General features: G+C 56.2%; 14 protein-coding genes. 8 read left to right on the top strand and 6 right to left on the bottom strand.

The features are described 5' to 3' along the window. Positions 1-93 precede the first annotated feature (93 nt). Positions 94-2,340 carry a phosphoenolpyruvate--protein phosphotransferase gene (gene ptsP, locus CPA59_RS04760; RefSeq protein ID WP_049854492.1) on the bottom strand — a complete coding sequence of 749 codons (2,247 nt, stop codon included), beginning with the start codon at positions 2,338-2,340 and terminating at the stop codon, positions 94-96. Between the two features lie 14 nt (positions 2,341-2,354). Continuing rightward, the gene (rppH, locus tag CPA59_RS04755; RefSeq protein ID WP_038661599.1) at positions 2,355-2,882 is read right to left on the bottom strand and encodes an RNA pyrophosphohydrolase; all 528 of its coding nucleotides are present in this window, start codon (positions 2,880-2,882) and stop codon (positions 2,355-2,357) included. A gap of 772 nt (positions 2,883-3,654) precedes the next feature. Here rppH and mutH point away from each other — a divergent pair. The 4 genes from mutH to CPA59_RS04730 all read left to right on the top strand — a co-directional run bounded on the left by mutH (position 3,655) and on the right by CPA59_RS04730 (position 6,784). Beyond that, on the top strand, positions 3,655-4,341 hold the full coding sequence (gene mutH / locus CPA59_RS04745) for a DNA mismatch repair endonuclease MutH (RefSeq protein WP_038918057.1): 687 nt from the start codon (positions 3,655-3,657) through the stop codon (positions 4,339-4,341). Between the two features lie 98 nt (positions 4,342-4,439). Next, complete coding sequence (locus tag CPA59_RS04740) at positions 4,440-5,156, top strand: TerC family protein (RefSeq protein ID WP_038661605.1); 717 nt, start codon at positions 4,440-4,442, stop codon at positions 5,154-5,156. A 153-nt stretch (positions 5,157-5,309) separates the two neighbouring features. Next, positions 5,310-5,528 (top strand): YgdI/YgdR family lipoprotein, encoded by a 219-nt coding sequence (locus tag CPA59_RS04735; protein ID WP_038661608.1) that lies wholly within the window; start codon positions 5,310-5,312, stop codon positions 5,526-5,528. A gap of 215 nt (positions 5,529-5,743) precedes the next feature. Then, positions 5,744-6,784: an NADP(H)-dependent aldo-keto reductase gene (locus CPA59_RS04730; protein ID WP_107758801.1), complete on the top strand. Its 1,041-nt coding sequence runs from the start codon at positions 5,744-5,746 to the stop codon at positions 6,782-6,784. Positions 6,785-6,840: 56 nt separating this feature from the next. On the opposite strand, the gene CPA59_RS04725 is transcribed toward CPA59_RS04730, so the two are convergent. The 4 genes from CPA59_RS04725 to trmB all read right to left on the bottom strand — a co-directional run bounded on the left by CPA59_RS04725 (position 6,841) and on the right by trmB (position 12,896). Further along, on the bottom strand, positions 6,841-9,861 hold the full coding sequence (locus CPA59_RS04725; protein ID WP_255412267.1) for an autotransporter domain-containing protein: 3,021 nt from the start codon (positions 9,859-9,861) through the stop codon (positions 6,841-6,843). 1,143 nt (positions 9,862-11,004) lie between these two features. Then, positions 11,005-11,724, bottom strand: coding sequence for a DUF2884 domain-containing protein (locus tag CPA59_RS04715; protein WP_107758799.1), 720 nt, complete (start codon positions 11,722-11,724; stop codon positions 11,005-11,007). A 108-nt stretch (positions 11,725-11,832) separates the two neighbouring features. Beyond that, positions 11,833-12,177: a YggL family protein gene (locus CPA59_RS04710; RefSeq protein ID WP_107758798.1), complete on the bottom strand. Its 345-nt coding sequence runs from the start codon at positions 12,175-12,177 to the stop codon at positions 11,833-11,835. After that, the gene (trmB, locus tag CPA59_RS04705) at positions 12,177-12,896 is read right to left on the bottom strand and encodes a tRNA (guanosine(46)-N7)-methyltransferase TrmB (protein WP_107758797.1); all 720 of its coding nucleotides are present in this window, start codon (positions 12,894-12,896) and stop codon (positions 12,177-12,179) included. Before trmB ends, CPA59_RS04710 begins: the two co-directional genes overlap by 1 nt. Positions 12,897-13,054: 158 nt before the next feature. On the opposite strand from trmB, the gene mutY reads away from it, so the two are divergent. From mutY to ansP, 4 genes are all read left to right on the top strand, one after another. After that, the gene (gene mutY / locus CPA59_RS04700; protein ID WP_100850410.1) at positions 13,055-14,140 is read left to right on the top strand and encodes an A/G-specific adenine glycosylase; all 1,086 of its coding nucleotides are present in this window, start codon (positions 13,055-13,057) and stop codon (positions 14,138-14,140) included. A gap of 2 nt (positions 14,141-14,142) precedes the next feature. Beyond that, complete coding sequence (locus CPA59_RS04695) at positions 14,143-14,415, top strand: oxidative damage protection protein (RefSeq protein ID WP_013316704.1); 273 nt, start codon at positions 14,143-14,145, stop codon at positions 14,413-14,415. Positions 14,416-14,469: 54 nt separating this feature from the next. After that, positions 14,470-15,552, top strand: coding sequence for a membrane-bound lytic murein transglycosylase MltC (mltC, locus tag CPA59_RS04690; protein WP_107758796.1), 1,083 nt, complete (start codon positions 14,470-14,472; stop codon positions 15,550-15,552). A gap of 464 nt (positions 15,553-16,016) precedes the next feature. After that, positions 16,017-17,474, top strand: a complete 1,458-nt coding sequence (ansP, locus tag CPA59_RS04685) for an L-asparagine permease (RefSeq protein WP_038918049.1) — start codon at positions 16,017-16,019, stop codon at positions 17,472-17,474. Positions 17,475-17,518: the final 44 nt, after the last annotated feature.

The raw sequence follows: 17,518 nt of genomic DNA, 5'->3' as shown, positions 1-17,518 counted from the left end.
GCATAGCCAATGGAAACAGTTGGCGACGAGGGGATAAAAGAACTGTAAACATTTCCGGCATGGATCCGGTATGAAAATGGAGCGACGCCGCGCTCAGCGCCCGCCGCGAATCAGGCCGCCCAGCCCGCGTTCTTCAATGAAAATCGACGCCCACTGGCGCACTTCGCTGGCGGTTTGCGCCCTGAGCACCTTGTCCGTCAACTGGCGGGTCTCTTCCTCGCCAATCCGGCGCAGCAGGTATTTGATGCGGGCGACGCTACGACCGTTCATGCTTAGCGTGCGGTATCCCAGCCCGATCAGCAGCAGTGCGCCCATCGGCTCGCCGGCCATCTCGCCGCACACCGATACCGGCAACGAATATTGTCGGCAATGAGTGATGATCATGTTCAGCGCCTGCAGCATCGACGGATGCAGGCTGTCGTACAGGGCGCCGACATGCGGGTTATTACGATCCACCGCCAGCAGATACTGGGTCAGGTCATTGGTGCCGACGGAGACAAAATCGATGCGGGACGCCAGATGCGGCAACAGAAACAGCACCGACGGCACTTCGATCATAATGCCGATGCGCGGACGCGGCTGCGGAAAACCGAGCATTTCCGACACTTCCGCCGCGGCGCGATCGATCAACCGCTTTGCCTCATCGATCTCATCCAGGCTGTTGATCATCGGCAGTAAAATGCTCAGGTTGCCGATATGCGCATTGGCGCGCAGCATGGCGCGAACCTGAATCATGAAAATTTCCGGCTGATCGAGCGTTACGCGAATGCCGCGCCAGCCCAGACAAGGATTTTCTTCACTGATAGGCAGGTAAGGCAGTTGCTTGTCCGCGCCGATATCCAGCGTACGCAACATCACCGGGCGGGACGGATAAAGCCGCAACATGCCTTCATATTGCGTCATCTGCTCCTCTTCCGAGGGAAAGCCGTTTTGCAGCATGAACGGGATTTCGGTGCGGTACAGCCCTACGCCGTCCACCTGATTGATGAAACGCTTTTCATGTTCGGCGCTCAGACCGGCGTTGAGCATCACGTCCACCCGCTCGCCGCTTTTCAGCACCGCCGGGCGTTCCATGTCATCTTCCGCCAGCCGGGTAAGCTCGTTTTCCTCGCTCAGCAGACGCTGATACTCCTGCACCAGCACCGGTTCAGGGTCCACCAGCAACTCGCCGCGATAGCCATCCAGCACCAGCAGACGCTGATGCAACAGCTCGGGTTGGATATCGGCGCCCATCAGCGTGGGAATGCCCATCGCCCGCACCAGAATGGCGGCGTGGGAATTGGCGGCGCCGTCGTACGCGACCACGCCGGCCAGGCGCTCCTGCGGCACCTCCGCCAGCAGCGTGGCGGTCAGTTCATCCGCCACCAGAATGAAACGCTCCGGCCACTGACCGTTGCTCTGGGCGTTGTCATCAAGATGGAACAGTAGACGCTGACCCAGCGCCCGCAGGTCGCTGGAACGATCGCGCAGGTAAGGATCCTGCAGGCTGGCGAACTGCGCGGCAAACCGTTCGATCACCACTTTGACCGCCCATTCGGCCACGCTGCCGGTATCCACCTCCTGAAACAGTTCGCGTTTGAGGCGCGCGTCGTTGAGCAGGTGGGAATAGAAATCGAAGATCGCCGCGCTCTCTTTCTGCGCACTGGCGCTGAAACGCTTACTGAAACGGCGGAACTCCGCCCCGGCCTCCTCCATCGCCATCAGCAGCCGGGACCGTTCGCGGTCGCTATCCAGACTGGAGGCCGGAAATACCAGCTCCAGCGACGGCTGGCTGCGGTCCTGCCAGCCGGGGGCGATCGCCACGCCGGAAGACGCCGCCATCGCCTTGATGCGCGTCTGCCGGTATTGCCCGAACAGCGCTTTCATCTGAGACTGGGACAGAATGGCCGCCATCTGGGTGGCCAGCGTCACCATGAACGATTCTTCGTTTTTGTCGAACTGCCGGTGTTCGCGCTGCTGGACTACCAGCACGCCCAGCAATTGACGCCGGTGGATCACCGGCACGCCCAGAAACGAGCGGAAATGTTGTTCACGTACGGCAGGAATGAATTTGAAGCTGGGGTGGCTTTGCGCATCCGCCAGATTGATGGGCTCCGCCCGTTCGCCGACCAGGCCGACAATCCCCTGACCAAACGCCAGCGTAATGGTGCGGCCGCGCGGCTTTTTCAGCCCGCGCGTCGCCATCAGGTAATAACACTGACGATCGTGATCGGCCAGATAGATGGAGCAGACTTCCGTATCCATCGCCAGACAGGTTTCATTCACCAGAATATCCAACGCATCACTCAGTCGGGCCGCGGCCGCAACCTTCTCAATAATTTCTCGCAGTCGCGTGAGCATCATGATGTGTCGGATTATCCTCGTTTTCGTCTGGTTCCTGATGACATTCGGGTAGCCGAATTCTCCTGTAGCTGCATCACGGCGATGACAAACTCCTTCATCACCTTTCGATAAACGTCACGTTTGAACGACACCACCTGGCGTACCGGATACCAGTAGCTCACCCAGCGCCACCCGTCGAATTCCGGGGTGCCGCTGCTTTGCATATTGATGTCTGATTCATTACACATTAACTGTAGCAGAAACCATTTTTGCTTTTGGCCGATACATACCGGTTTTGTATCCCAACGCACCAAACGTTTTGGCAATTTATAGCGTAACCAGCTTCGGGTGGAAGCCAGGATACGAACATCCTTTTTCCGCAGCCCAACCTCTTCGAACAGTTCGCGGTACATCGCTTGTTCCGCGCTTTCTCCGGGGTTGATTCCCCCTTGAGGAAACTGCCAGGAGTGCTGACCGTAGCGACGGGCCCACAATACCTGACCCTGCCGATTACAAATTACAATACCAACATTCGGGCGGTAGCCATCATCGTCGATCACCGGACTACCTCGATAAACTAGAATGCAAAGATGACTCGATTGTTTCACACTACTGACAGACGGTAAACTACCGCTTTACATCCCTTTTATTGATGCCGCTTCCGGCTATCACGCCGGACATCGGCGGCTCAGGCCGCCGCCTCGCTGCTCCCGCTCCACGCTGATAAATCGACGTTAACCCACAGATAGGATCAAAGTTATAAACATTCATACGGCAATTCCGTCGGTTTATTCACTTTTTCTGTGGACATCTTTGTGAAGAACATCATGAAAAAGTGCGTAAAACTCATTTCAACCTTCACGTCCCCGAGATCTCACCCGCTAAATTGCCATTCCCTTTCAACCAATTAACCTGCCTTTCCCCGATTTCTCCACCGCCTGATGCAGCCCGATTCCGATGTGGTTTTCGGAGTGGCGAAAGATCGCACTACGCCGGTGTTATCCACAGGCAACCGACGAAAACCAGCCAAAAAATCGGCAAAACCAGCAAAAGCAGCGCCAGTCAAGGCTGTAAATCAAAACAGTGATCCCGAGTTATCCCGGTTATCCCAAAAAACTGTGGATAACATAGTGTAAAATCCTGTTCATTGTCGGTGTCTTGTCATGAACAAAAACCGACAGCGTGTTTTTCCCTGTGAAGACAGGGAGAAAAATCATAAAGGAATCATGCTATTATTATTTTTTATCTGAATAGCTGAATGCCTGACGTTATCCTCCGTTATGGCTGTACTTTTTTTAATCACCCTTGTTATCAGTAACGGATACGCAATCCATGCAGACACCCATCCCCCATCAGGACGCGCCGGACAGTGAACAGGCCCTGCTGCTGCGGGCGCAGGCGCTGGCCGGCTATTCGCTGGCGGAACTGGCCCGAATCGCCCAACTGCCGCTGCCCGCCAACCTTAAGCGAGACAAAGGGTGGATCGGCGTACTGCTGGAGCGCTTTCTGGGCGCCAGCGCCGGCAGTAAGCCGGAGCAGGACTTCCCTGACATCGGGATTGAGCTGAAAACCATCCCGGTGGATGAACAGGGGCGGCCGCTGGAAACCACCTTTGTCTGCGTGGCGCCGCTAACCGGCAACAGCGGCGTGACCTGGGAAAGCAGCCATGTGCGCCGCAAGCTGACCAGAGTGCTGTGGATTCCGGTGGAAGGTTCGCGTCCTATCCCGCTGGGGGAGCGCCGCATCGGCGCGCCGTTGTTATGGAGCCCCAGCCCGGAGGAAGAGCGGCAACTACAGCAGGACTGGGAAGAACTGATGGACTTGATCGTGCTGGGCAAAGTGGAAAGCATCACCGCCCGTCACGGCGAGGTGTTGCAGTTGCGCCCCAAGGCCGCCAACAGCCGGGCGTTGACTGAAGCCATTGGCGAGCACGGGCAACCGATTCTGACGCTGCCGCGCGGCTTTTACCTGAAGAAAACCTTCACCACGCCGTTACTGGCCCGGCATTTTCTGCTGTAATGCCCTCCGGGCGGGACACAGCCTAAATCCTCTTGCCTGTACGGCAGCAGGCCAGAGATAATGGTCATTTACGTTTCGTTTAAGGAAGCACTGAGATAATGTTCGATTGGATCGCGGATCCCAACGCCTGGCTGGCGCTGGGGACACTCACCATACTGGAAATCGTACTTGGCATCGACAACATCATCTTTTTGTCGCTGGTCGTCGCCAAGCTTCCCAAACATCAGCAGAACAAAGCCCGCCGTATCGGCCTGATGGGCGCGATGCTGATGCGCCTCGGTCTGCTGGCGTCCATCGCCTGGGTTATCAGACTCACCAATCCGCTGTTTAGCGTGTTCGGGCAGGAGGTTTCCGCCCGCGACCTGATTCTGTTCCTCGGCGGCCTGTTCCTGATCTGGAAATCCAGCAAGGAGATCCACGAAACCATTGAAGGCGGCGCGGAAGACCATACCTCGCAGGTGCATTCCTTCTTTGGCGCCATCGTGCAGATTATGCTGCTGGACATCATCTTCAGCCTGGATTCGGTAATTACCGCCGTAGGTCTGTCCGACCATCTGTTCATTATGATGGCCGCCGTGGTGATTGCCGTCGGCGTGATGATGTTCTCCGCCCGCACCATCGGCGAATTTGTCGATCGTCACCCGTCGGTGAAAATGCTGGCGTTGTCATTCCTGATTCTGGTGGGCTTTACCCTGATTCTGGAAAGCGTCGATATCCATGTGCCGAAAGGCTACATCTACTTCGCCATGTTCTTCTCCATGTCGGTAGAGGCGCTGAACCTGATGCGCGGCAAGAAATCCGTCAAAAAGCGGTAATTCCCCTGCGGGAAACGGCCAGCGCGCCGTTTCCCGCCCCATCCTTACGTATCTTTTTAATTTTTTTGCCATAAATCCTAACCTCGCCCGGGCAACGCTTTGCTAGACTGAAAAGACGTTCAGTTTTTTTGCTAAATAACAGGTAAATTCAGCATGCGATTTCGGATAAAAACCGCCGTTGCCCTGACTTTTGTCGTCCTGCTTTCCGGCTGCGCCAGCCACTATGTTATCGCCACCAAAGACGGTCAGATGTTGCTGACCAAGGGAAAACCGACGCTGGATCCGGCTACAGGTCTGCTCAGTTATACTGATGAAGAAGGCGTGAAACACCAGATCAACAACGACAACATTTCCCAGGTGATTGAACGTTAGAGCGGTTATTCGCATCAGCCGGGCCAGATTCGGAGATTCTGTTTGGCCCCGCCATCCCCACCGCCTTTTTTGTCTGGGGGAAAAACTATTTTTCCCCGCATTAATGCCCGGCCTTCCCGCACAAAGAGTCTTCCCCCCTCGTCACGGCTTGGTTATAGTCGAAATTGCGGTGCCGTCGCACCCGCGTTACTCAGAAGAATAAAAAGGACACTGCAATGCTCTATCACCGTATTCCCCACAGCAGTTTGGAAGTCAGTACGCTGGGTCTGGGCACCATGACCTTTGGCGAACAGAATAGCGAAGCGGATGCCCACGCCCAGTTGGATCTCGCGGTCGCCGCCGGCGTTAATCTGATTGATACCGCGGAAATCTACCCGGTTCCGCCACGTTCGGAAACGCAAGGTCTGACGGAAAGCTATATCGGTTCCTGGCTGAAAAGCCGCGGCGGGCGCGAAAAGCTGATCATCGCCAGCAAAGTCGCCGGACCGGTGCGCGGCAACGACAACAGCCTGCGTCCGCAGCAGGCGCTGGATCGCAAAAATATCCGCGCCGCGCTGGACGACAGCCTCAAGCGTCTGAACACCGACTACATCGATCTGTATCAGTTGCACTGGCCGCAGCGCCAGACCAACAGCTTCGGCAAACTGAGCTATCAGTACACCAGCGAAAAGCCGGCCGTCACGCTGCTGGAAACGCTGGAAGCGCTGAACGAGCAGGTGCGCGCCGGTAAAATTCGTTATATCGGCGTGTCGAACGAAACCCCGTGGGGCGTGATGCGCTATCTGCAACTGGCGGAAAAGCACGACCTGCCGCGCATTGTCTCTATCCAGAATCCCTATAGCCTGCTGAACCGCAGCTTCGAAGTCGGGCTGGCGGAAATCAGCCAGCATGAAGGAGTGGAACTGCTGGCCTACTCGCCGCTGGCGTTCGGCACACTGACGGGCAAATACCTGAACGGCGCTAAACCGGCCGGCGCGCGCAATACGCTGTTTAGCCGCTTTGTGCGCTACTCGGCGCCCCATACCCAGCAGGCCATCGCCGAATACGTGGCGCTGGCGCAAAAACACGGTCTGGATCCGGCGCAGATGGCGCTGGCGTTTGTACGTCAGCAGCCGTTTGTCGCCAGCACCCTGCTCGGCGCCACCACGCTGGAACAATTAAAGATTAACCTGGACAGCCTTGACCTGACGCTCGGCGAAGACGTGCTGACGGAACTGGAAGCCATCCACCGTCGCTTTACCATTCCCGCGCCCTGACCTCACAACGCGCCTTCCTTTCGGGAAGGCGCGTTTTACCTCAAAACGCCATGCTGTCAGAACGCCATACTGAACAGGGCCTGCGCGCTGTCGTCTTTAACCCGGGTTGCGCGATCGCCCTGATACCCCAGCGACAGGTGGATGTTGCGGGAGAAGTCCACCGCGACGCCCGCCCGCATCAAGCGGGTATTGTCCGCCAGCGGCAAACCTTCGGTAGTAAAAGCATCGCCGCCGGAAACAAAGCGCAGCCGGACCTGATTATCGTCGCGGGTTAAGCGGCGCTGATAGCCGATATCCCCATACAGTGACACCGGCAAGCGTGACAATGGCTGTACTTTCAGACGCAGGCCGCCGGTTGCAAAGGCCGCGCGGGTGGTGTCCTTCGCAAATGCCAGCGCCGCGCCGTTTCCGCTCTCCTGCCCGCTCTGATTCTGTAGCCAAACCCAGGCGGTGTTGCCATACGGCTCTACGCTCACGGTATTAAAGAAATCAAACCGATGGCTGGCTTCGACAAACCCCTGTACCAGATTAGCGCGATAATCGCCCGTCGCCTGGCCGCTCACCCCGGAGACGTTGATGCCGCGCTGGCTGTCGAGGGTGAGATAGCTGTAGCTGAGTCCGGAGCGCAGGTCGAGCGCCAGCGCCCGTCCGGACAGGTAAACGCCGGCATGCCAGGCGTCCAGATCACCGCGTGACGCGCGATCGTCCATGGTGATCCGCCCTTTTTCCGCTCCAACGGCAAATCCCAGCGTCCCCTGTTCCCCCCAATGCCCGCCGTTGCCAAGCAGCAGACCATAGCCATTGTATTTCATGCCCGCCTGCGCGCCGTCGCCGTCCTGACGGCCGTCATACCCCCAGCTACTCACCCAGGGCTCGGCGCCTTTGCCCGCACCGCTCATGGTGCTGTTCAGGATATCGCGTACCGAGCGGCTGTTTCGAATCAGCGCATTGCGCGCCGTGGCGTAGAACTCGCCGTTGAGATTATCAAAGGCGCGCCGCGCGCTGTCGGCATCCTGCTGGTCGGCAATGGCGTTCAGCACCGCGGTGCCCGACTGGTTGTCAATGGCGTTTGCGACCGATTTCTGATTGGCGGTTTGCGCCACGTCGCTGAAACGGACGTTGTTACGCACCACGCTGACGAACGCGCTTTGCGGGTTGTAGGTAAGCGCGTCGGCCAAAAACAGCGAGTTGTTAGTCGACTCCAGCTTGTCGAACGCGCCGCTTAGCGTTCCTCCCGCCTGCACCAGCGCGAACCGATCGCCCAGATGTCCGCTGGTCCGCCCGACCAGCTTCACGGTTCCCGCCAGTTGGGCATTATTAGTTACCACCAGTTGGTCGGCGTTGCCCTGCTGATCAATCTCAAATTCATAAATCGAACCGGGATCAAAACGTACATTGCCGACCGTCAGCGTCCCGACCGAATTGCCGGGCGACAGCGTACCGCCATTCTGCACTACCACCGAGCCGTTGATGGCGCCGTGCCCGCCCAGCACCGCGCCGGATTGCACCCAGGCGTCTCCCGCCAGGCTGCCGGAGCCGCCAGCGACCTTGCCCACGATCAGCTTGCCGCCTTCCACCACGGTCGGGCCGGCGAAAGTATCATTGCCGGTCAGATACAAGGTACCGGCGCCCTGCTTACGCAAGCCGACATCCAGCCCGGACAGCGCGCTGCCGCTGGCGGTGTTTTTCACCTGACCGATATCGTTGCTCCAGGTGCTGTCGATGCCCTTGGTATCAATCGAATAGAGAGCAAAGTTCCCGCCAAAGGCACCGCTGCTGAGATCGCTGTTCACCAGACGTTTGGCGTTCAGCAAGCCGGGGCCTTGCACCGCTTTGAAGGCATTAACCACCCCCTGACCAAACAGCGCCTGATAGTCGCTTTGCGTCATCACGGTAATATTCTGGTCGGCGGCGGCGCTCAGAATCGCAGCGCGAACCTGGTCGTCCGTCATGACGCTATATGTGCTGTTAATCTTCAGCGAGCTTATCAGCGTGGTCAGTTCGTCGTCGGTAAACGTAATGCCGGTATGGGTGGAGTAGACCTTAACGGCGGAGCCGGTCAGCGACCGGTTTTCATCATACTGCTCGTTGGCCAGCACCACCGCTTTCGGTAAATTACTGCCGGTCAGCGGCGTCGCGGTAGACAGCAGCACATCGGCAATCTGCTTGCCGCTCATGTAGGGAAACGCCTGACTGACCAGCGCGCCGACGCCGGCGACATAGGGTGAAGCAAACGAGGTGCCGTTGATGCTAACATAGGTGTTGTTGGCGGAGGAGGTGATGACATTCACGCCCGGCGCCAGCAGGCTGTAGTCGGTAGCGCCCTGCGCCAGGTTGCTGAAGGTGGCGATAAACGCCGCGCTGCTGGTGGGCTGAGACGGATCGTACGCCATGACGTTAATCCAGCTGTTGGCGATATTGTCTTGCAAGCCATTATTGTCCAGCACCGTAGGCAACGCAGCAAACAGCGCCGGCGTCAGGTGCCCTTCGTTCCCGGCCGCCATCACCATTAACTGCCCCTGACTGGCCAGCACATCCGCCGCGCTGGTATATACCGGCACCATCGTATTTAACAAAAAATCCTGCATGGCGGCGGAATAAGAGGAAATCTGGTCGGGATAAAACAGAAAGTTCCAGCTGTTGCTGATGATTTTCACATCCGGGCGGTTGCCCATATCGACCATACCCTGAAATAGCGCATTGACGGTATTATCCGTTCCCAGCGTTAGCAGGTTCGAATTATAGGCCACGCCCTGCATGCCGAAACCATTCCTTGCCGCGCCAATGACCCCGGCCACCCAATACCCATGCGAGCTGCCTCTGCTGGGGTCGCTGATCCAGTGTGAACCGGCGTCCACCTTGCCATTGAATTCGTCATTACCGGACAGATCGCCGACGCGGTTAATAATCCCGACCGTTACCCCGGCGCCGCTGTATCCCAACGCGTAGGCTTCGGCGACATGCATGGAATCCAGCGCCGCGCCGTTAAACATATATTCGCGGGTCCGAAAATCCTCAGCGGTAGCGGCCAGCGCCGGATGTAATACGGAGCCCGTCAATTGGGCCAGCAGCAGCACGGCGATCAACCGCCTGTTAAATCGCTTTTTATCTTGCGCGTTCCCACTGTGATAAAAATCCGTTTTTATACGGTGAAAAACTACTGGTTTTCTGACATAAGAAAACCCTAACGTATTAAACGTCATGCGCATATGACACATCCTGGCGATATTAAAGAATAATAAAATCCCAATAAACGAATCGCGAGATCCGATAATCAAGCATTACGGGTGCATTTATCTGCTGTGCGGGAAGCGTCGCTTTATCCGATATATTCGCCACACTTCAAGTTGCAGATGAGCAAGACATCTGCATACCTGAGTTATTTAGGGTATACATTCGAAAAAACGATACTGAATAAAGAAATAAAATTGATGATTTTCGTTGAACGAAAAAACGCACACACGCCATCATCTTATTGATGAAAATACCATTTATCTGGCAATAACCTGTAATCATCGACCGTCATCCCTTGTTAGACTCACACATTCCATTGATTCAGCAACACACTATTTTTATCTTTTACGCCATTGTCCTATGCCGGACTCTGCGCCGTAGCGCTATGCCGCGCCACAACCAAACCACATGTCGTGCTGCATGCCGTACTACATGCCATGATTATGTGCATGACTTTATGTATAACGAAAACCTGCGTTTCTTAACGATATCTTTACACGACAAAAATGAACAAAACAAGCCCTTTAATTTACGTTTTGATGAATTAAATAAATTTCCAATCCACAGGAAACAAATGGAAAAATAAAGCAACATTCAGGGACAGAGAGGAAACATTGTTTATAAACAAACGCACCTTGTTAATACATAACGCTCATGAATATAACTACAACTTAATCATTCCAGATAGATATTCAGGTGAAAGGAGAAATGATGGCTGGCACACTAAAGCACTATTGTCGCCTTGGTGAGGCACACGATAAGCGATACCTGCCATTTCCGTTTACTCCTCAATACGATAACGCCACAAGCGTAATTAGCATTGCCAACTGGCTGATAAAGTATTTTCCATTCGTTGTCGGTATTGTCGGGATACAGTTATGCAGACAGGATGCTACTGTTCGGAAGAATTAAGGAAAGCATATCTGAATAATCAGGCAATCAAGGGCAAACGCGCAAAACAGCATTTGCCCTTTTATAAAGAAGGGTTATTTAATCGACTGCAATAACGTCTGGCGTTGATTTTCCAGCGCGGTCACCCGATTGCAGACATCGCGGCCGAAGCGCTGAAAATCCATTTCCTGATTGTTCCACTCGGTCTGGATCGCTTTCTGCAGACCGCCCAGATTACCCATCATTGCCTGCAGCGGATTACCGCCGCCACCGCTGCCCATCTGTTTGACGCCCATTTCATTCAGGCTGTCCTGCAAGACGCCGCCCAGACTGCGTTCGACAATCTGCCGTCCGTCCTGCTCAACCTGCTTAATCGCCTGATGATGAAAGGTCAGGCCATCGCTACGGTGTTCGATAATCCGGTTCATCTGCTGCTTTAACTGTTCGTCCAGCGTGCCGAGACGGTTGCGCACATTACTGTCGCTGCCCAACTGTTGCACAATCACCTTGTCCAGCGCCTGACGAGCTTTCTCCAGATGTTGCTTTGCGCCTTCGTCAATCCACGGCAACTGCTGGCGCAGTTCAGACTGGTACGCTTTGGCTTGTTGACGCTGTCCGGCATTGAGATTCAGCGCGCTGCCGTTGCTCAGCATGTCGCCCTGCGGCGAAATCTGCAGATTGCCGCTGGCACCGACCACTTTCACACTCTGCGGGCTGATGATGATGTCGTCCTGAGGTTGAACATTGCACTGATAGGCCGCCTGCGCTTGCCAGGCCAGCAACATCAATGCACCTAAGGTCATTTTACGCAACATAAAGACTCCTGAAAAAACAGCGCCCGACGCCAGCCGAAACGACCGGCCGCCAAGACCGACAGCCGTCATCACCGGCTGAACCGCCGGTGATGACGAAGAATGCGCGGTTTAACCGAGGTTGGCGGGCAGATCCCACCAGATGTCAAACAGATCGCTGACCGCCACGTCCGTCATCTGGTTCGCGTCCAGCCATTTGCGTACCAGTTCACGATGTTCATCGGTGCAATTACCCAGTTTTTGCAGGCACACCAGCCCTTCCCACTGTAGATAACCGCTACCTTCAAACGCCAGCCCATTCGGCTCGATCACTTCATCGACGAACAGGTCCAGCGAGCTGTCGATCGCTTCTACGCTGGTCCCCTGCGGGAAACGCCAGCTTACCGAGAAGCCGAATTCCTGAAATTCATCGATGTGCAGCTTTTTACGTAAACGACGACTCCGATTCTTAGCCATTATTGATTCCTCTCAAACATCAGATCCCAGACACCATGCCCCAGCCGCTGGCCGCGGGCTTCAAATTTGGTCAATGGCCGCGACGCTGGGCGCGGCACATAATCATTATGGTCCGACAGGTTGCGATAACCTGCGAGCGAACTCATCACTTCGAGCATATGTTGCGCATAAGGTTCCCAGTCGGTCGCCATATGGAACACGCCGCCGCCGGCCAGCTTGCTGCGCACCAGCTCGGCAAAAGGCACTTGCACAATGCGGCGTTTATTATGGCGCGCCTTGTGCCACGGATCGGGGAAAAACAGCTGCACCATAGCAAGCGAACCGTCAGGGATCATGCGCTCCAGCACTTCCACCGCGTCATGGCACATCACCCGCAGGTTGTCGACGCCCGCTTCCTGCGCCGCGCCCAGACAAGCCCCTACGCCGGGCACATGCACTTCTATACCGATAAAATTCTGTTCCGGATGCTGCTGCGCCATCGTAACCAGAGACGCCCCCATCCCAAAACCGATCTCCAGCACCACTGGCGCATCGCGCCCGAATAGCCGGGCGAAATCCAGCGCCTCATTCTGATACTCCACGCCCATCACCGGCCAAAAATCATCCAGCGCCTGTTGCTGCCCTTTGGTCAGGCGGCCCTGGCGGCGCACGAAACTGCGGATTCTGCGCAGCGGGCGTCCGTTTTCATCAAATTCCGGAGAGATGACGTTATTGATCATAATGCTTTCTGTAAGTCTGATTGGGTTGGGAAAACGCGCATTATCCAAGGATACGGTTGTTTAGCAAGTAGCCGGAGGCGGAAAGTTCCGGTTTACAGTACATTCACTCTGTGCTGCAATCGCTGTCAAATTTTTACCAGCCGGATAACGACGCCTCTATGATGCAAGCGCAACAGTTCGCGCAACAGGTACTGGAGTGGTACGAGCGCTACGGCCGTAAAACCCTGCCCTGGCAACTCGAAAAGACCCCCTATAAAGTCTGGCTGTCGGAAGTCATGCTGCAACAGACTCAGGTGACCACCGTCATTCCCTATTTTGAACGGTTCATGGCGCGTTTTCCCACGGTGGCCGAACTGGCGGCGGCGCCGCTGGATGAAGTGCTGCATCTATGGACCGGGCTGGGTTATTACGCCCGCGCCCGCAACCTGCACAAGGCGGCGCAGACCATCGTCGACCGCCACGGCGGCGAGTTTCCGACCCGTTTTGACGACATCGTCGATCTGCCCGGCGTGGGCCGCTCCACCGCCGGCGCCATTCTCTCGCTGTCGCTCGGTCAGCACTACCCGATTCTGGACGGCAACGTCAAACGGGTGCTGGCGCGCTGCTACGCCGTAGCCGGCTGGCCGGGGAAAAAAGAGGTCGAGAAACGGCTCTGGACGCTGAGCGAAACCGTCACGCCCGCACTCGGGGTCGAAAAATTCAATCAGGCGATGATGGATCTGGGTGCAATGGTCTGCACCCGCAGCCGCCCGAAATGCGAACTGTGTCCGCTGAGCAACGGCTGCGTCGCTTACGCCAATCATAGCTGGGCCGAGTATCCCGGCAAAAAACCCAAACAAACGCTGCCGGAAAAAACCGCCTGGTTTCTGCTGCTGCAAAATGCGCAGACGGTGTGGCTGGAACAGCGCCCGGCAGTCGGCCTGTGGGGCGGTCTGTATTGCTTCCCGCAGTTCGCCAGCCCGGATGACCTGACGCAATGGCTCGACCAGCGCGGCATCCGGCGGCAGGCGTTGCGTCAGGGTATTGCTTTTCGCCATACCTTCAGCCACTTCCATCTGGATATTGTGCCGATGTGGCTGGATCTTTCCGACCAGGGTTCCTGCATGGATGAAGGTGCCGGTCTCTGGTATAACTTAGCGCAGCCGCCGTCCGTAGGGCTCGCCGCCCCGGTGGAACGGCTGCTACGCCAGTTGGCTCAGCCGCAATCGATCTTCGCTGAAGCCTGCGCACATGATGAGGAATAAGCATGAGCAGAACCATTTTCTGTACCTTTTTACAACGCGACGCCGAAGGGCTCGACTTCCAGCTCTACCCCGGCGAGCTGGGCAAACGCATCTATAACGAAATTTCAAAGGAAGCCTGGTCCCAGTGGCAGACCAAGCAGACCATGCTTATCAACGAGAAAAAGCTCAACATGATGAATGTGGAGCATCGTAAGCTGCTGGAGCAGGAGATGGTGCAGTTCCTGTTCGAAGGCAAGGACGTGCATATCGACGGTTACACCCCACCGCAACATTAAATGACAGGGGCCGCCAGGCCCTGACGCGTCCCTGATCCCGTACGGCTTGATACGATGAAGAAACTGTTTGCTTTGCTGCTTGTTGCCCCGTTGTTGATTTCCTGCTCCAGCAAAAAAGGAGGCGAGAACAACGAGGCTTTTATCAAAGACACCAACGCCTTCGACATTTTGATGGGGCAATTCGCCAACAACATCGAAAACATCTGGGGATTGAACGAGGTTCTGATCGCCGGCCCCAAAGACTACGTCAAATACTCCGACCAATACATGACGCGTAGTCACGTCAACTTCGACGCCGGTAGCATCACCATCGAAACCATTTCTTCTACCAATTATCAGGCCAGCCTGCGTCAGGCGATCATCACCACCCTGCTGATGGGCGATAACGCCAGCAACACCGACCTCTATTCCGACGCCAACGACATCCAGATCAGCCGAGAGCCGTTGCTGTACGGTCAGGTGCTGGATAACACCGGCCAGCCGATTCGCTGGGAAGGCCGCGCCGGCAACTTTGCCGATTATCTGATTCAGAACAAGCTACAGCGCCGCACCTCCGGCATGCGCGTGATCTGGTCGGTCACCATTCAACTGGTGCCGAACCACCTGGATCAACGCGCGCACAAATACCTGCCGATGGTGCGTCAGGCCTCCGAACGCTACGGTATCGACGCCTCGCTGATCCTGGCCATCATGCAGACCGAATCCAGTTTCAACCCCTACGCGGTCAGCCGTTCCGACGCGCTGGGGTTGATGCAGGTGGTACAGCACAGCGCCGGCCGCGACGTGTTCAAAATGAAGGGCAAATGGGGACAACCCAGCCGCAGCTACCTGTTTGACCCGGAAAACAACATCGACACCGGCACGGCTTATCTGTCGATGCTGAAAAATGTCTACCTGTCGGGCATTCAGGACCCGACGTCGCAGCGCTACGCCGTCATCACCGCCTATAACGGCGGCGCAGGCAGCGTACTGCGAGTGTTCTCCAGCGATAAGGACGCCGCATTCAGCCGCATCAATAGCATGTCGCCCGGCGAGGTCTACCAGACCCTGACGACGCGCCATCCGTCCGCTGAATCGCGGCATTATCTGTATAAGGTCAACACCGCGCAGAAAAACTATCGCGGCTACAGTCGCTGACGGCACAGCGTCAGCCCCGAACAAGCGGTGTTCCTGTCCGGCACAGGACACCGCTCGCCGGCTCCCGGTCAGCGTTTTTCTGCTACCCCCTCTCTCGCCGCCATGATTACATCAGCAATGATTAACAAATAACCAATGCAAACGATTGGTTACAGTCATAAGCAAACACTATCTCAACAGCATTTAATAGCCTTAAAGACTTGAAAATAAATAATTTACGGATTAATCGTTTGATATAAATAAAAACCAAAGCACACAAACAAAACAAACCCACCGGATTAGCGCAGAGAATTTTTGCCTCTCGGGTCAGGAAACGGTAGCATCGCTGACGTTTTTTGGCCCGGCCCCGGCAGGGAGTCCGTTTCCGGCTCGGCCCGAAAAACACCATCCACTCAATGAGCCAGGCTGTGACACAACAGCCAATTTCATTCTCCTGAATGACAGACAAGGGAATCAAACGGGCAATGAATCAACACAAAAATGAGACCGAACACCACGCCAAACGACGCTGGCTCGATTCACATGAAGCGGGTTATCACAAAAGCATGGGTAACCGTCAGGTGCAGATGATCGCCATCGGCGGTTCGATTGGCACCGGTTTATTTCTGGGCGCAGGCGCACGACTGCAGATGGCCGGCCCGGCGCTGGCGCTGGTTTATCTGGTGTGCGGCATCTTCTCTTTCTTCATTCTGCGGGCGCTGGGCGAACTGATCGTACACCGTCCGTCCAGCGGCAGCTTTGTTTCCTACGCCCGCGAGTTTCTGGGTGAAAAAGCTTCGTATGTCGCCGGCTGGATGTACTTCCTCAACTGGGCGATGACCGGCATCGTCGATATCACCGCGGTCGCGCTCTACATGCACTACTGGGGCACTTTTGCCGACGTACCGCAATGGATGTTCGCGCTCGGCGCGCTGGCGATCGTCACCACCATGAACATGATTGGCGTGAAATGGTTCGCCGAGATGGAGTTCTGGTTCGCGCTGATCAAGGTCGCCGCGATTTCCCTGTTCCTGGTCGTTGGCACCATTTTCCTCGGTACCGGCAAAACGCTGGACGGCAACGTACCGGGGCTGCACCTGATTACCGATAACGGCGGCCTGTTCCCGCACGGCCTGTTGCCGGCGCTGGTACTGATTCAGGGCGTAATTTTCGCCTTCGCCGGGGTAGAGCTGATCGGCACCGCCGCCGGCGAGTGTAAAGACCCGGAAAAAACGCTGCCCAAAGCGGTCAACAGCGTGATCTGGCGTATCGGCCTGTTCTACGTCGGGTCGATCATTCTGCTGGTGTGCCTGCTGCCGTGGAATGCCTACCAGGCCGGGCAAAGCCCGTTCGTCACCTTCTTCAGCAAACTGGGCGTGCCTTATATCGGCACCATCATGAATATCGTGGTGCTGTCGGCGGCGCTCTCCAGCCTCAACTCCGGGCTGTATTCCACCGGTCGCATCCTGCGTTCGCTGTCTCAGGGCGGCTCCGCGCCGAAATTCCTCGGTAATATGAACGCGCAATCGGTGCCTTACGCCGGGATTCTGGTCACCGTCTGCATCCACATTATCGGGGTGTTTCTGAATTACATCGTGCCGTCGCAGGTGTTTGAAATCGTCCTGAACGTGGCTTCGCTCGGCATCATCACCTCCTGGGCCTTCATCATCATCTGCCAGATGAAGCTGCGTCAGGCCATTAATCAGGGCAAAGCCAGCCCGGTCGCCTTCCGTATGCCGCTGGCGCCGTTCTCTTCCTGGCTGACGCTGGCGTTTCTGTTCAGCGTGCTGGTGCTGATGGCGCTGGATTATCCGAACGGTACCTGGACTATCGCCACCATCCCGGTGCTGGCGATCCTGCTGATTGCCGGCTGGTACGGACTGCGTAAACAGAAAGAAGAAGTTAACCGGCTGAAAGCGGAACACGAGAAAGCCGCGGTCTGATGACCGATAGCGATAAAAAAACCGGGGGTTTATTTCCCCCGGTT

Source organism: Dickeya sp. Secpp 1600 (assembly GCF_003049805.1).
Lineage (GTDB): Bacteria > Pseudomonadota > Gammaproteobacteria > Enterobacterales > Enterobacteriaceae > Dickeya > Dickeya fangzhongdai.
The sequence above is the reverse complement of the archived record's forward strand: the minus strand, read 5'-3'. Positions and strand labels throughout refer to the sequence as shown.

Excerpts from the sequence above, each read along its gene's own strand:
- CPA59_RS04695 (WP_013316704.1), top strand. The coding sequence starts at position 14,143 with ATGAGCAGAACCATTTTCTGTACCTTTTTACAACGCGACGCCGAAGGG.
- CPA59_RS04740 (WP_038661605.1), top strand. The coding sequence starts at position 4,440 with ATGTTCGATTGGATCGCGGATCCCAACGCCTGGCTGGCGCTGGGGACA.
- CPA59_RS04715 (WP_107758799.1), bottom strand. The coding sequence starts at position 11,724 with ATGTTGCGTAAAATGACCTTAGGTGCATTGATGTTGCTGGCCTGGCAA.
- mutH (WP_038918057.1), top strand. The coding sequence starts at position 3,655 with ATGCAGACACCCATCCCCCATCAGGACGCGCCGGACAGTGAACAGGCC.
- CPA59_RS04710 (WP_107758798.1), bottom strand. The coding sequence starts at position 12,177 with ATGGCTAAGAATCGGAGTCGTCGTTTACGTAAAAAGCTGCACATCGAT.
- ansP (WP_038918049.1), top strand. The coding sequence starts at position 16,017 with ATGAATCAACACAAAAATGAGACCGAACACCACGCCAAACGACGCTGG.
- mltC (WP_107758796.1), top strand. The coding sequence starts at position 14,470 with ATGAAGAAACTGTTTGCTTTGCTGCTTGTTGCCCCGTTGTTGATTTCC.
- CPA59_RS04735 (WP_038661608.1), top strand. The coding sequence starts at position 5,310 with ATGCGATTTCGGATAAAAACCGCCGTTGCCCTGACTTTTGTCGTCCTG.
- mutY (WP_100850410.1), top strand. The coding sequence starts at position 13,055 with ATGATGCAAGCGCAACAGTTCGCGCAACAGGTACTGGAGTGGTACGAG.
- CPA59_RS04730 (WP_107758801.1), top strand. The coding sequence starts at position 5,744 with ATGCTCTATCACCGTATTCCCCACAGCAGTTTGGAAGTCAGTACGCTG.
- ptsP (WP_049854492.1), bottom strand. The coding sequence starts at position 2,340 with ATGCTCACGCGACTGCGAGAAATTATTGAGAAGGTTGCGGCCGCGGCC.
- trmB (WP_107758797.1), bottom strand. The coding sequence starts at position 12,896 with ATGATCAATAACGTCATCTCTCCGGAATTTGATGAAAACGGACGCCCG.